This window comes from Nocardia sp. NPDC127579 (assembly GCF_042672005.1).
In the GTDB taxonomy this organism is placed as follows: domain Bacteria; phylum Actinomycetota; class Actinomycetes; order Mycobacteriales; family Mycobacteriaceae; genus Nocardia.
The window spans coordinates 179,836-193,601 of the sequence record NZ_JBHXVZ010000004.1 but is presented as its reverse complement, the minus strand read 5'-3'; the positions used below and the strand labels follow the sequence as shown (position 1 = coordinate 193,601).

Below are 13,766 nucleotides of genomic sequence, written 5' to 3'. Positions count from 1 at the left end.
ACGCAGGTCAGCCCGCCGCGTACAGATCCAGGATGCGGGTGAGCGCATGTTCGAGCGCATAGCTCGAATCGGCGGCGCCGCCTTTCACATCCGCGTTCAGGGTGGCCACGATCTGGAGTGCGGATCCGATGGTGGCCGGCGTCCAATTGCGCGCCTGCGCCTGCGCCTTCTTCACCTTCCACGGCGGCATGCCCAGCGACTGCGCGAGTTTGAACGGATCGCCCCGGCCCGCCGAACCGACCCGCGCAATGGTGTGCACCGAATCGGCGAGCGCGTCGGCCAGCAGCACGTGCGGAACACCACGATCATTCGCCCAGCGCAGCGCCTCCATCGCCGCCGGGCGATCGCCGGACACGGCCAGCTCGGCGACATCGAAACCGGAGATCTCGGCCTTGCCGGAGTAGTAGCGGCGGACCGCGGCCACGTCGATCTTGCCGCCGGTGTCGGCGACCAGCTGCGAGCAGGCAGCAGCCAGTTCCCGCAGTTCGGAACCGACCGATTCGATCATGACCTGCACGACGTCGCCCGATACCCGGATTCCGGCCGTCCGGAATTCCGCGCGTACGAATTCGACCCGCTCGGCGGCCTTGGTCAGCTTCGCGCAGTTGTGCACCACCGCGCCCGCCTTCTGCAAGGCGGGCGCCAGCGCCTTGGCCCGGCCGCCGCCGGAATGCAGAACCACCAGCACCACACCCTCCGGCGGATCCGCGGCGGCCTCGGTGATCACCGCGACCGCATCCTTGCCCGCCTCCGCGGCCGATTCCAGGACGATCACCCGATCCTCGGCGAACAGCGAAGGACTCAGCAGTTCCGCCAGTTCGGCGGTGCTCGCATCACCGGCGCGCAGGCGGTCCACCGGCACCGCGTCCGGATCCGGCGCGTCCGCCCGCACTTGACGGGTGATCTCCGCGACCGCCCGCTCGATGAGCAGTTCCTCGTCACCGAGCACCAACTGGACCGGTGCGGGCCGCTCACTCATCGCCCCACCACCCGGTCGGATCGCGGGGTTCGGCTCGATCGCTCGCTGCGCTGGCTCACATCGGAGATCCTACGGTCCCGCACCGACACCCCTGCTCGGTCGCACCCCTGCCCGCCGTCGACCAGGCGGGTGTCGCGAAACAGATCGAGCAGCATCTCCTCGACATCGCCGAAAGCGAGTTCCGTTCGGGCCGCGCGCAGGAAACCGCCGGAGCACAGAATGTCGTCTACCTCCTCCGCGCTCCGGTCGTGACAATGCGCAGATCCGGGCCCGGGCCGACAACGATGTCGCCCTGCCGATCGGTGCGGGCGACCGCGGCGCCCAACGCCGACAGTTCCGCGAGGATCCCCGGATGCGGGTGGCCGAAGGTGTTGTCGGTGCCCGCACTGATCAAGGCCAGCCGCGGGCGGGTCGCGGTGAGGAATTCCCGTGTGGTGGTTCGTGATCCGTGATGCGGAACCTTGAGAATGTCGGCACGCAGATTCGCGCCGGAGGCGAGCAGCCACCGCTGCGCCGGTGCTTCGATATCCCCGGTCAGCAGTATGCGACCGGCCGAAGTGGTCGCCGCGAGCACCACCGACCGGTCGTTGGCCGCATCCGGGTCCAGATCCGGGGCGGCCGCCCGTGCGGCAGGTGCCAGCACCTCCACTTTCACCGCACCCCAGTCGAAAACGAGCCCAGCAGTCAGTTCCAGCGTGGTTATCCCCGACCGCCGCGCGGTCTCGGCAATCCCGGCGGCGCTGACAACAGGCGCGCGTCGATACGAGTCAGCCCTGCCCGCAGTCGAATTCGACGTCACCCAGGCCGAATCGCACGAATCTCCTGAACCGCCCGGACTCGCGAGCTCCACCCTGCGAACCCGGGCACCAGTGCTCGCCGGCCCGACACCGTGCGCTGCCAGCGGTTGGCGGACATCGGCTGGGCAGGGTTGTCCAGGCGGGTCGGTGTGGGCCGGGGGCAGTTCGTAGGGGCCGGTGGCGAGGGTTGCGACTGTGCGGTCTTGGAGGGCGCCGGGGAGGCCGCCTATGTGGTCGGAGTGCGGGTGGGTCAGGACGAGCAAGGGGACGTGGGTGATGCGGAGGCGGTTCAGGCAGGTGCGGATCGGGCGGGGGTCCGGGCCCACATCGATCACCACGGCGTGGTGGTTGCCGAGGGAGAGGGCCAGGCCGTCACCTTGACCGACGTCGCAGACTGCGAGGACCCAGTCCTCCGGCGGCCAGCCGGGATGCCAGATCCGCAGTGGCACGAGGACCGCGGCCACGCCGAGCAGGACCGCCGCCGAGGTGCGGCGCACCAGGGCGGATCGAAAGGCCCACACCAGGATCGCGACCAATGCCGCGGCGACCAGACCGCCGGCCACCCCACCCGGTACCGCAATCGATGCGCCCGGCAGGGCCGCGGTGCGTTCGGCGACGGTGAGCAGCCACCACAGCGGCGGCGCGGTGGTGCGCAGCACCAATTCCGCCAGGGCCGGCCAGACCCACGCCGATGCCGCGCCTGCCGCGCCGATCACCGTGATCGGCGCGATCACCGGTGCGACAAGCACATTCGCGAGTACCGCGAGCACACTTATGCGGCCGGTCAGCGCGACCATGATCGGCACGGTCACCACGAACGCGCCCGCCGACACCGCGACGATCTCGGCCGGGAGCCGCCACCAGCCCTTCGCTCGCAACCAGTCGGCCCAGCTGGGCGCCAACAGGATCAGGCCGCCGGTGGCCACCACCGACAGCGCGAAACCTGGTTGTACCGCCAGTTCCGGCCATATCGCCAGCAAGCCGATCACGGCCGCGCAGAGCGCGGGCAGTGCTTGCTTGCGTCGTCCGGTGACCAAGGCCAGCAGGGTGATCGCGCCCATCGCCGCGGCGCGCAAAACGCTCGGATCCGGCCGCGCGATCACCACGAACAGAGCCAGCGCGACCGCCGCGACCGCCGCGCCCACCCGTGGCCCCAGGGTCAGCACTCGAGCCAGGAACAGCACCACCGACAGCAGGATCGTGAAGTTCGCGCCGCTCACGACGCACAGATGCTGCAACCCGGCGATCTCGAAGTCCTCGCGGACCGGGGCGGGCAGCCGCGACGTGTCCCCCAGCACCAGTGCGGGCAGCAAACCGGCCGCGTCATCCGCCAGCGCCCGCCCCGCGGCATCCGCGAAGTGTCCACGCACCGATTTGGCTATCCGCTGCCACCACGGCAGCTCCCCGACTGTCTCGGGCGGCCCCGTCGCCCGCAACGAGACAACGGTGAGATCTCGCCGCCACGGCGCCTCTACCCGCGCCCGCAGCTGCACCGCCTGCCCTGGCACCACCCGCCCCCACTCCGCACCCGACGCGACGACCACCACAGCCCCACCGGCCCGCATCACCATGCGCGACCGCTCGAACTCCCGCACCTCCCCGCGCACCAACCACCGCTCACCACCACCGAACGCACTCCCCCGCATCACCTTCGGATCATCCGCCGGGACGATCACCACCCGCACCGTCGACCCGACCGCATCCCGCAACGGATGCACCTGCACCCATTGCACCCGCCACGCCGTCGCCACCGCGAACCCGACTCCCAACCCCACCGTGGCCAACACCACCCAGGCCACCCCGCGCCACCTCTCGCGCCCGCGGGCCCACCGCCAGACCCCGACTCCCACCACCCCGAGCCCCGCCGCCAGCACCAAGCCCATCGACCAGCCCACCACCAACACCGCAACCGTCGCTCCCCAACACCCCAGCGCCGCAGGCAACAGCCGCCCATCCAGCACCGCCCGCTCTTCGGCTGCATCCCTCACTACGTCGCCCACTCTCTCCTCACCTCCCACGACACCTCCCCCCTTCATCGCTCGAACCGCCTGCACCGCAGGGCAATAGGGCCCGAGACCAGTAGCCATCTCGAAGCTCCCTGCGGCGGGGCATTCCGGCAGCAGGCATTCCGGCAGCGGGCATTCGGGCGGCAGGCATTCCGGCGGCGGGGCTCATATCTGCACCAGGTCGCGGAGGCGGGCCAGGCGGGCAGGGCCGATGCCGTCTACTTCGGCCAGTTGGGCCACGTCGGTGAAGGGACCGTTGGCGGTGCGCCAGTGGATGATGGCGCGGGCGGTGACGGGCCCCACGCCCGGGAGGGATTCGAGGTCGGATGCGGTGGCGGTGTTGAGGTTCAGGCGAGTCGAGGTGGAGGCGGCGGTGGGGGTGCGGTCGGTGGCGCTGAGCGTGCCGCTGCCCAGTTGCGGCGTGCCGGGGGTGCGGGCGTGGGCGGGGCCGACCATGACCTGGTCGCTGTCGGTGAGGCGCTGGGCCAGGTTGAGGCCGGTGAGGTCGGCATCGGGGGTGGGGCCACCGGCGGCGGCGAGTGCGTCGGCGACCCGGGAGCCGGTGGGCAGGTGGACGAGACCTGGACGGTGCACCAACCCGACCACGCTCACCACGAGTTCCGGGGTCGGGGTCGGCGGCACGGCATTCGGCCGATCGGCAGCGGGGACGAGAGCGGGTGCCGCCGTGCGCAGGACCGGCAACGGTGGAACCGGTTGCGTGACAGGACGTTCCAGGAGGAACACCCCTGCCGCGACGACGATCGCGAGGAGTCCGATGCCGAGGAGGGTCAGTGCACCCCGGCGACCCGGATCCAGCCGGATACCGTGGAATCGCTCCGGTACGAACCGATCCCACGCGCTCGGCCGCTGCCGCCGCTCCCGCAGCCACCCCGGCTCGACCACTGCGCCGACGTCATCCGCCGTCTCGTCCTCCGGGATCTCATCCAGATCCCATGAGCCCGCATCATCGGCCGGGTCGCCGACCACTCGACGCCGCATCCCGGATCCACTCCGCCCACCAGCGTTCCGCTGCCGCACGCCGCCGCCCCGCCCAACAGGTCCGCTCCGACCGACAGCCTCTCCCTCCTGCGCACTGCCGCCACTCCAACCGACGACACCTTCATCACGAGCACTGTCCGCACGCCAATCGACGGCGCCTTCATCCTGCGCACCGACATCGCGCAACCCGACGCCCAGTTCAGCTCGCGCTCCATCGGCACTCCGACTGCGTACACGGTCGACTCCGCGTACACCACCCGCACCGCCGTCACGTGTACTGCGTCCCCGCAAGCCCCCTGCACCACCATCGCGAACACCACCTACACACAAATTCTCGGGACCACGACGCTCACCACTACTGCCCGAACCGCCACAACACGCAGCCTCACCCCTACTGCCCGAACCACCACCACACGCACCCTCACCACACAAACCCCTGGCACCACAACACCCACCACGGCCACCACATGCGCCTTCCCCACACAACGCAGCGACACCGCCACCGCGCATACCGGCTCCGGACGAGCCGCCGCCACCGCGCGTACCCTCACCGACCGCGGCTGCCGCCTGTTCTGTCCCGTGGCAATCGGCATCCGCGCGAGCGCGCGAAACCCCGACGCCTCGTTGCCGGGCGATGGGCACGGTCGATTCGTCCACATCGCGAGATCCTTCGGAATCTCCGCGCGGTGCAGCGCCATCGCCGTCCCGGCACACGGAGCAACCGGGCGAGTCGGCGGTGTCTCGGCTTTCGGTGGAGCCTTCGGGCAAGCGGTCGAGCGCATCGACCTGAGCAGTAGTGTCGCCGCCCGCGCGGTTGGCGGTACTCCCCGCCGCATCTCGGGAATCGGCATCGCTGGACCGCACAGAGGACGCCGCGGTCGTGCCTCGTCCTGTCGAGCTCGCCGCAGATCCGCCGAGGAGAGTGAGCGGCACCGTGTGTTCGGTGTTGCTTTTCGGGGCACTGTTCTCGTGTCGGTCCTCCGCCGGTCGGCTCCGCCGGTGGACGCTGCGCGGATCGGCGGAGCCGGCTCGATGGACCGGGCTTCGGTGTTGCCGAGGATGTTCGGTGGCGCGGATGCTCGGGGGCACGGTCGAGTCGGGCGGTGGGGAGGCTGCCGGGCGGAGGTAGCGGTTGCCGCAGCGGGTGGCATGGGTCGGCAGGCCGGCGGAGCGGCTGGCGGCTACGCGGGCGGTGAGTGCGCCGAGGCGGCGGCGGATTCTTTCGCGTTCGTCAGATCGGGGCATGGGCGCGACGGTACCCAGGGAGTGCGGCGCCGAAGGTCGGCGCGAACTGGGATTACGGTGCGCCTGGGGATGAATCGGTGGTTGTGGAGAAGTCGCCGGGCGGCCGTTCGGCGCGGTGTGTCGTCAGACGCGGCGCATGACCGAGACAACTTTTCCGAGCACGACCGCCGCGTCCCCGTCGATGACGTCGTAGGCCGGGTTGCGCGGCTCCAGATAGACGTGACCGTTGCGGCGGCGGTAAACCTTGACGGTGGCCTCGCCATCGATCATGGCGGCCACGATCTCGCCGGAATGAGCCTCGTGCTGCTGCCGGATCACCACGATGTCGCCGTCGCAGATCGCGGCGTCGACCATGGAATCGCCACGCACCCGCAACCCGAAAACGGCGCCGCGCCCGACGAGGTCCCGCGGGAGCGTCAAAGTGTCGTCGGCGTGTTCCTCGGCGAGGATCGGTGTGCCGGCGGCGATGTCGCCGAGCACCGGAACCGCCACGGAATCACCGGATTCGCCGCGGTCGGGGGCAGCCCGCAGGAACATGCGCACGTCGATCGGGCGGGACAGGGCGGCGCTGCGGCGCAGAAAACCCCGCTCCTCCAGGCTCTTCAGATGCTTGGAGACCGTGGACGCCGACCGCAGGCCCACCGCGTCACCGATTTCGCGGGTGTTCGGCGCGTAGCCGTGCCGCTGCACCCAGTCCCGGATGGTGGCCAGGATCTGGTGCTGACGTGGCGGCAGGGTCGAAGTGTCGAGGTGGTCGAACTCGTCGTATCCGGTCACCCGCGAATCCTAAAGGCCGCCGCCGGAATCCAGCGCCAGCCGCGCCCGGATCAACCGCAGCCGCCGGGCACAACGAGCACGCCGACCGCGCCCGCGCCGAGGTGCACGCCGAGCGCGGGGCCGAATTCGGCAACGATGAGCTCCCGGATTCCCGGTACGGTCGCACGCAGTTGCGCGGCAAGGGTTTCCGCGGCCTCGGCGGCCGCGAGATGCTGCACGGCGACCGCGACGCCGTCCTCGCCCGCCGCGTCCACCGCGGCCGCGACGAGCTTCGCGTACGCCTTGGACCGGGTGCGTACCTTCTCACGCAGTTCCAGCTTGCCGCCGACGATCTGCAACAGCGGTTTCGTGACCAGTTCGCTGCCGAAGAACGCGGCCGCGCTGCTCAATCGGCCGCCGCGCCGCAACTGTTCGGTGCGGTTGACGAGAATGAAGGTGCGAGCCCGGCTGGACGCGGCGACCGCGGTGTCGTAGACGACATCCAGTGCCGCACCGTCGCGCGCCCGACGGGCCGCCGCGAGCGCGGGCAGCCCGGTGGCCAATCCGGCACCGAGCGAGTCGACCAGGCGGATCCGATCGGCGGCATCCATATCCCGGACGGCTTGCCGACCGGCCTCCCAGGTACCGGACAGCTGACGTGAGATGTGCACGGCGACAACACCGTCGCCGCCGCTGCGGTCCAGCGCCGCCTCGTACACCGCACGCAGTTCACCGGGGGCGGGCGCGGAAGTCGTCACCGTGTCGGCGCTGTAGTCGATGTCGATCTCGTCCACGCCTTCCCGCACCGCCCGGTCCCCGACCAGGACGTGCAGCGGGACCACGTCGATGTCCAGCTCGGCGGTGAGTTCGGCAGGCAGGCTTGCGGACGAATCGGTGACGACCACGACGGCCAACTACCGAACCTCCTGCAAGGTCTTCACCATCGCGGTGGCCACGGCCGTGTGCCCGGCCCAGCCCCAGTGGATTCCGTCCGGGTTGGCGTCCTCGGAGAAGATGTTCTCGCGCACCGCCTCACCGAGGTCGACCAGCGGCACCGAGGTCCGCGCCGACCACGCCCGCAATGCCTTCACCAGGCGCGGACGTCCGCGATGCACGCGACCGTAGGCGGCACAGTTGTGCACCGACGGGAGCACGCCGACGAACGGCAGATCGGGGCGCAGCTGAGCCAGCGCTTCGCGGGATTGCTCCAAATAGTCGACGCTGACCCGTGGTGGCAGAGCCAGCCTCCGACCGAGTTTCGACAGGATGGGCTGGAGTCCGTTGTAGGCCGATCGCACCATGCGGCGCAGGCGCGGCGGGCGGATATAGCGGATCTGCTCGCGCAGCGCGGTGGGCAGCGGGGACGGGAGACTGTCCATACCGCCGACCGCGAACACCACCGCGCCCGCGTTGGGTACAGCGGCCCAGATCCGCGGGTCGCCGATCAACGCCCAGTAGGCGTCGCGGCAGGTCCAGCCGATCCGCCCGACCAGCTCGACATCCCAGTCGAGTTCGGCGGCAACGAGATTGGGCCAGATCCGCGGATCGTCGGCGGGCAATCCGCCCTTCGGACCGAAGTACGCCAGCGAATCGGCCACCACCAGCAGTACCGGGCGCTTCGACTGCGCCGACACGACCGTCGTGTCGGCGGCAGGTGCGACCGGGGAGTCGGCAACGACCTGGGGTGAGTCGCCGGGTTCGGTGGCCGCGACCCGGGTGTCGGGGACGACGGGAGCGCCATTCGGCGCGGCGGGCTCGGATTCGGCGGGGGCGACGAGCCCGGTTTCCGAACCGCCTCCGTCCGCGGCGGAACCAGCGACTTCGGTTGCGGCAGTAGACGACTCGACCGTCGAGCCAGGGTCCCCGGATGCGGCTGTCGCAGCTCCGGCGGTCGAAGCACCAGCGGCGGAGGCAGCCTCACCAGGAGCCTCCGCCGTCGTTACAGCCGCATCCGGAGTGGCGGCGTTCAGCGCAGCCGAGTCGAAACCGGCACCTGTCGAGACAACCGCGTCCGAAGCCGCATCAGCGGTCGAGGCAACCGCGCCAGGACCAGCGGAGCTCGAGGCGGCCGGATCAGCTCCAGCAGCAGTCGAGGCAGCCACACTCGAGCTGTCGGTGGTGGTCGACGCATTCGCCCCGGAACCGGCAACAGTTGATGTAGCCAGGTCATCAGAGTTGGCAGCGGCCGATGCACCGGCACCGGAAGCCGACGCACTCGAAGTATCGGCGATCGAGGCAGCGTCGGAACTGGTAGCCACTGCTTCGGACCCGGCCGACGATCCGACGGACCCGGCCGCGCTCTCCGTCGAACCGCTCACCGCGGCTACCGATCCGGCACCACTCGCGGAGCCGGTGGATGCGACCGCGGATTCGGCAGTCGCACCGGCCCCGCTGGTATCGCCCACGGCCGCACCGGCATTCGTCGACACGCCGTCGCTCGCAACCACCGCGCTTGCGGTAGCCGACACATCGGGCGCCTCCCCGACCGCGCTGCCAGCAGTCGCGGGGACGACCGTATCCGCTGCCGCAGCAGCGAGATCCGCATCAGGCACCGCGGCCGCACTCACGTCATCGACCGACTCGGCCCCCCGGACGGACACCGCCGCATCGTCCGCCGAACTGTCCTGCCCCGCGACCGCTCCGTTGTCCTTCGGCACCGGCACCGGTCCGAACAGCGCATCCGGCAGCTGCCGTTCCGCCCGGGCGGTGACGCGTTTGAACAACTCGTCGGGTACCGATTTGATCGGTTCCTCGGCGTCGGATTTCTTGGCCCGTTTCGGCGCGGGCGCCGGTCCGAACAGGGCGTCGGGGAGTTGTCGCTCAGCCTTGGCCGTGACCTTCTTGAACAACTCGTCCGGTACCGACTTGATCGGCTCTTCAGAGGACATCGGGAGCTACCTTCGCCGCTGCGTTCCACACATCGAGACGCCACCCGGGCTGTTCGATGCCTGGACCGTGGCTGCTCAGTTGCACCCAGCTGGTGTTGGCCAGTCCGCCGAGGGCGGGCCAGTTCTGTGGCGGCAAGTCGAGCAGCGCGGCCGTCAGGGCGGCGATCAGCCCGCCGTGCGCCACCAGGATGATAGTCCGGCCGGGCCAATCCTGTCGCTCGGAGAACAATTCCCGTACCACGGGCAGCGACCGCGCGCCGACCTCGAGCTTGCTCTCCCCGTTCGGCGGCCGGTACGAGGCATCCAAACGCCAGGTCACGCGCGCGCCGGGGTAGTCGGCGTCGACTTCGAGGTGGGTCAGGCCCTCCCAGTCGCCGAGGTGGGTTTCGCGCAGCCGCGGGTCCAGTTCCACCGGTACGTCGGTGTGTTCGGCCAGCGCGAGCGCGGTGTCGTGTGCGCGCCGCAGATCGGAGGAGACGATGGCGATCGCGTTGCGCGACACCAGCTCCCGTGCGGCTTCCTTGGCCTGCCTACGCCCGAGTTCGGTGAGATCGGTGTCGATCTGCCCTTGCATCCGGTCGGCGGCGTTCCATTCGGTCTGCCCGTGCCGCAACAGGATCAGTGTGCGCACACCGGCTTGTCTCCATGCCCGACTCACGCCTCTGCGTCCGCCTCTGCCGCACCGTTGGCCCGGGGATCACCGATGCCGGGCACCTCGACCACCGGACAGTCCTTCCACAGCCGTTCCAGCGCATAGTAATTGCGCTCGTCGTTGTGCTGGACGTGCACGACCACGTCGACATAGTCGAGCAGTGCCCACCGGCCTTCGCGGGTGCCCTCACGGCGCACCGGCTTGTGCCCGGCTTCGCGCAGCTTCTCCTCGATGTTGTCGACGATCGCGTTGACCTGCCGCTCGTTCGGCGCGGAGGCGATGACGAAGCAGTCGGTGATCACCAGCTGCTCGGAGACGTCGAGCACCACCACGTCGGCGGCCAGCTTCTCGTCCGCCGCGCGCGCGGCGACCTGCGCCATCTCAACCGCTTCGACCGATGCCGTCACTTGGCTACCTTCCGTTCCGCGGGCTCATACAGGCTCCGCTTCGATATGTACTGCACCACGCCGTCGGGGACCAGATACCAGACCGGTCGGCCCGCGGAGGCGCGGCGGCGGCATTCGCTGGACGAGATCGCCAGTGCGGGAATTTCGATCATGGTGACCGCGTCGGCGGGAAGATCCCGCAGATGTTCGGTCAGATGATCGGTGTTCAGCTCGTACCCCGGCCTGCTCACCCCGACGAACTTGGCCAGTTCGAACAGTTCGGCCCAATCCTGCCATGTGAGGATGTTGGACAGTGCGTCCGCACCGGTGATGAAGTACAGCTCGGCGTCGGGGTGCTGGGCGCGCATCTCGCGCAACGTGTCCACGGTGTAGGTGACCTTGCCGCGGTCGATGTCGGCGCGGCTGACCGAGAAGCGCGGGTTGGAGGCGGTAGCGATGACCGTCATCAGGTAGCGGTCCTCGGCCGGGCTGACCTGCCGATCGGCTTTCTGCCACGGCTGCCCGGTCGGCACGAAGACGACCTCGTCCAGGTCGAATCGGTGCTGGACTTCGCTGGCGGCGACGAGGTGGCCGTGGTGAACGGGGTCGAAGGTCCCGCCCATCACCCCGAGCTTGCGCCGCCGTGTCTGTTGCATGAGTGCCGAGCTTAGCGGCCGCTCGAGCAGCCGCTTCGGCCGCGCGGGCTACGACTCCTGCATGTCGGCCAGCTGTCGGCGCGTGTTCGCGAGTTCGATTCGCACCACGGCCGAGGGGGCGGTGCGCTCGAGGTATTCGAGTTCGGTCAGCAATTCACGCATCGCCGCAGGTCCGCCGGGTTGGGCGGGGTCGCTCCAGAACTCCAGCCAGGCAGCCGAGCGGACGCAGCGGGCCCGTTTGCTGATCTGGCCGAGTTCTTCCCACAGGCGGGCCGCGCGCAGGTAGGTATCGCGGGCTTGGTCGTCGGCGTCGCAGGAGTCCAGGGCGGAGGCCGCCGACCAGGTGAGTTCGGCGCACAGTTCCCGGTGGGCCGGGTCGGTGGCGATCAGTCGCGCTCCGTCGAGGAACTGCTGGGCGGCCGCACGGTATCGGCCCAGCAGTTTCAGTGAGCGACCGTACTGGCCGAAGACCAGGGCCATCTCCAGCGGCGGATAGGGCGTCGTGTGCGCGGCGAGGGGCGCGGCGAATGCCGCGACGGCCTCGCTGTGCCGTCCGGCCCGATGCAGGGCGCGCGCGGCGACGAGGCCCAGGTGCACCGTGTCGGGTTCGGAGATGCCCGCCCAGCGGGCCGCCGCCTGCTGCGCGGCTTCGGCGAGTTCGGTCTCGCGTCCGCGTTGTCCGGACATCACCATGACCAGCTGCGAGCTCAGGCGGGCCAGGTGCTCGTCGGTCAGGGTGCCGGAACCGCACGAAATCGCTTGCCGCAGATATCTTTCCGCGTCACCCGGTTGGTCGAGCAGCCGCATGGCCGCCAGGTCGGCCAGCCGGGCCGCCTCCGCCGCGGACTCCCCCTCACCGCTGAGCACGGCACACCTGCTGCCGCGCGCTGTTCGCTCGCCCCACACCCCGTGTGTTCCCCGCCACGCCGACATCCGGCGATCTCTTCACCATGAATGCGGATCATGAGCCCTGCCGCCAAAAGTTCGCTTAACGAAGGCTGATGATCGAGGTTCAGACCGGCAGCAGCCGCGAGACCACCTCGGTGAGCTGGCGGGCCGAGCGGCACTCGTGCATCTCGATGACCTGCTCGTATTTGTCGGTGGCCGAATCCCCGGAGCCCCACTGGGAACGTGGTTCGGGGTTGAGCCAGTGCGCGTGTTTGGCGGTGGCGGCCAGGGTGCGCAGCGTGTCCAGTTCGGGGTCGCGATAGTTGGTGCGCCCGTCACCGAGGACCAGCAGCGAGGTGCGTGAGGTGACGACCTCGGGATAGCGCCGCGCGAAGCCGGCCAGGGCGTTGCCGTAGTCGGAGTGCCCGTCCAGGCCGACCACACCGGATTCGGTGAAGACCCGGGTCATGGCCTGGTCCAACGGCGTTCGGGGATCGAAGAACTGGGTGACCTCGTCGACCTGGTCCACGAACGCGAAGATACGTACCCGGGAGAACTGTTCGCGCAGGGCGCTCACCAGCAGCAGGGTGAAGTTGCTGAATCCGGCGACCGATCCCGAGACATCGCACAGCAGAACGAGTTCCGGACGCCCCGGCCGGGGCTTGCGAGACACCAGGTCGATCGGCACACCGCCGGTGGACATGGACCGGCGCAGCGTCTTACGCAGATCGATCTCGCCGCGCCGAGAGTGCCTGCGGCGCACCGCGAGCCGAGACGCCAGGATACGGGCCAGGCGCTGGGTGCTGCGTTTGAGTTCGGCGAGTTCACGTTCGGAGGCACGCAGGAAGTCGACATCCTCGGCCTGCCGGGCCACACCGTAGCCGGCGACGCGTTCACGCCCGATCCGTTCGGCTACCCGCCGTCGGGTCTCGGCTTCCACCGTGGCCCGGAAGCCCTCGATCCGCTGCCGGGCGGCGCGGCGCGCGATCTCGGTGTCGAAGTCACTGTCACCGGGGACCGCCAGTCCGGCAAGGATTTTCGCCAGCAAGGTCTGTGGCTGCACCTCGCGCAGTGCCTGGTACGCGGAGAACGACGGCCCCTGCGCGGACTGGTACTGCCCGAGCTGTTCGACGAGCTGGGCGGCCACCTGCTCCAGCTGCGGCGTCGCGTCCTGTAGCGCCAGCAGCTCGGCGAGCAGCTCGCGCAGCGCGGGGATATCGATGTCACCGGTGGGTGTGCGCGGCAGGTCGGTGTCCGCGGCGGACTCGCGCTGCCCGATCGCCACCGGGAACCACAGGTCGAACAGTCCGTCGAAGGTGGCGCGGTGGGTGGTGCGGCGCAGCAGCGCGCAGGCCAGTCCTTCGCGCAGCACCTCGCGATCCATCAGGTCCAGCACGGTCACCACCTGGCCCGCGTCCACGGTTTCCGACGGGCCGACCGGGATGCCGCGCGCCCGCAACGCCTCGACGAATCCGACGAGGTGACCGGGCAGCCCGTGCGGGGCCTGCACGACT

General features: G+C 69.9%; 11 protein-coding genes. All 11 read right to left on the bottom strand.

The genetic code is table 11. The features are described from left to right. Positions 1–7 precede the first annotated feature (7 nt). The 11 genes from holA to ACFVMC_RS16105 all read right to left on the bottom strand — a co-directional run bounded on the left by holA (position 8) and on the right by ACFVMC_RS16105 (position 13,762). On the bottom strand, positions 8–979 hold the full coding sequence (gene holA, locus ACFVMC_RS16155; RefSeq protein ID WP_379210921.1) for a DNA polymerase III subunit delta: 972 nt from the start codon (positions 977–979) through the stop codon (positions 8–10). A gap of 226 nt (positions 980–1,205) precedes the next feature. Beyond that, entirely contained in the window at positions 1,206–3,764 is a 2,559-nt protein-coding gene (locus ACFVMC_RS16150) for a ComEC/Rec2 family competence protein (RefSeq protein ID WP_379210919.1), read from the bottom strand. A 183-nt stretch (positions 3,765–3,947) separates the two neighbouring features. Then, positions 3,948–4,781 carry a helix-hairpin-helix domain-containing protein gene (locus tag ACFVMC_RS16145; protein WP_379210917.1) on the bottom strand — a complete coding sequence of 278 codons (834 nt, stop codon included), beginning with the start codon at positions 4,779–4,781 and terminating at the stop codon, positions 3,948–3,950. A gap of 1,368 nt (positions 4,782–6,149) precedes the next feature. Further along, positions 6,150–6,803, bottom strand: a complete 654-nt coding sequence (lexA, locus tag ACFVMC_RS16140) for a transcriptional repressor LexA (protein WP_379210915.1) — start codon at positions 6,801–6,803, stop codon at positions 6,150–6,152. Positions 6,804–6,853: 50 nt separating this feature from the next. Beyond that, positions 6,854–7,696, bottom strand: coding sequence for a DegV family protein (locus tag ACFVMC_RS16135; RefSeq protein WP_379210913.1), 843 nt, complete (start codon positions 7,694–7,696; stop codon positions 6,854–6,856). Beyond that, on the bottom strand, positions 7,697–8,416 hold the full coding sequence (octT, locus tag ACFVMC_RS16130) for a diglucosylglycerate octanoyltransferase (protein WP_379211529.1): 720 nt from the start codon (positions 8,414–8,416) through the stop codon (positions 7,697–7,699). A 1,243-nt stretch (positions 8,417–9,659) separates the two neighbouring features. Continuing rightward, positions 9,660–10,301 (bottom strand): histidine phosphatase family protein, encoded by a 642-nt coding sequence (locus ACFVMC_RS16125; RefSeq protein ID WP_379210911.1) that lies wholly within the window; start codon positions 10,299–10,301, stop codon positions 9,660–9,662. A gap of 23 nt (positions 10,302–10,324) precedes the next feature. Beyond that, positions 10,325–10,729: a ribosome silencing factor gene (gene rsfS, locus ACFVMC_RS16120; RefSeq protein WP_379210909.1), complete on the bottom strand. Its 405-nt coding sequence runs from the start codon at positions 10,727–10,729 to the stop codon at positions 10,325–10,327. Next, positions 10,726–11,364, bottom strand: coding sequence for a nicotinate-nucleotide adenylyltransferase (gene nadD / locus ACFVMC_RS16115; RefSeq protein WP_379210907.1), 639 nt, complete (start codon positions 11,362–11,364; stop codon positions 10,726–10,728). The genes rsfS and nadD overlap by 4 nt, the downstream gene beginning before the upstream one ends. A 48-nt stretch (positions 11,365–11,412) precedes the next feature. Then, positions 11,413–12,231, bottom strand: coding sequence for a hypothetical protein (locus ACFVMC_RS16110; protein WP_379210905.1), 819 nt, complete (start codon positions 12,229–12,231; stop codon positions 11,413–11,415). Between the two features lie 145 nt (positions 12,232–12,376). Then, complete coding sequence (locus ACFVMC_RS16105; RefSeq protein WP_379210903.1) at positions 12,377–13,762, bottom strand: VWA domain-containing protein; 1,386 nt, start codon at positions 13,760–13,762, stop codon at positions 12,377–12,379. Positions 13,763–13,766 lie beyond the last annotated feature (4 nt).

Excerpts from the sequence above, each read along its gene's own strand:
- holA (WP_379210921.1), bottom strand. The coding sequence starts at position 979 with ATGAGTGAGCGGCCCGCACCGGTCCAGTTGGTGCTCGGTGACGAGGAA.
- ACFVMC_RS16145 (WP_379210917.1), bottom strand. The coding sequence starts at position 4,781 with ATGCGGCGTCGAGTGGTCGGCGACCCGGCCGATGATGCGGGCTCATGG.
- nadD (WP_379210907.1), bottom strand. The coding sequence starts at position 11,364 with ATGCAACAGACACGGCGGCGCAAGCTCGGGGTGATGGGCGGGACCTTC.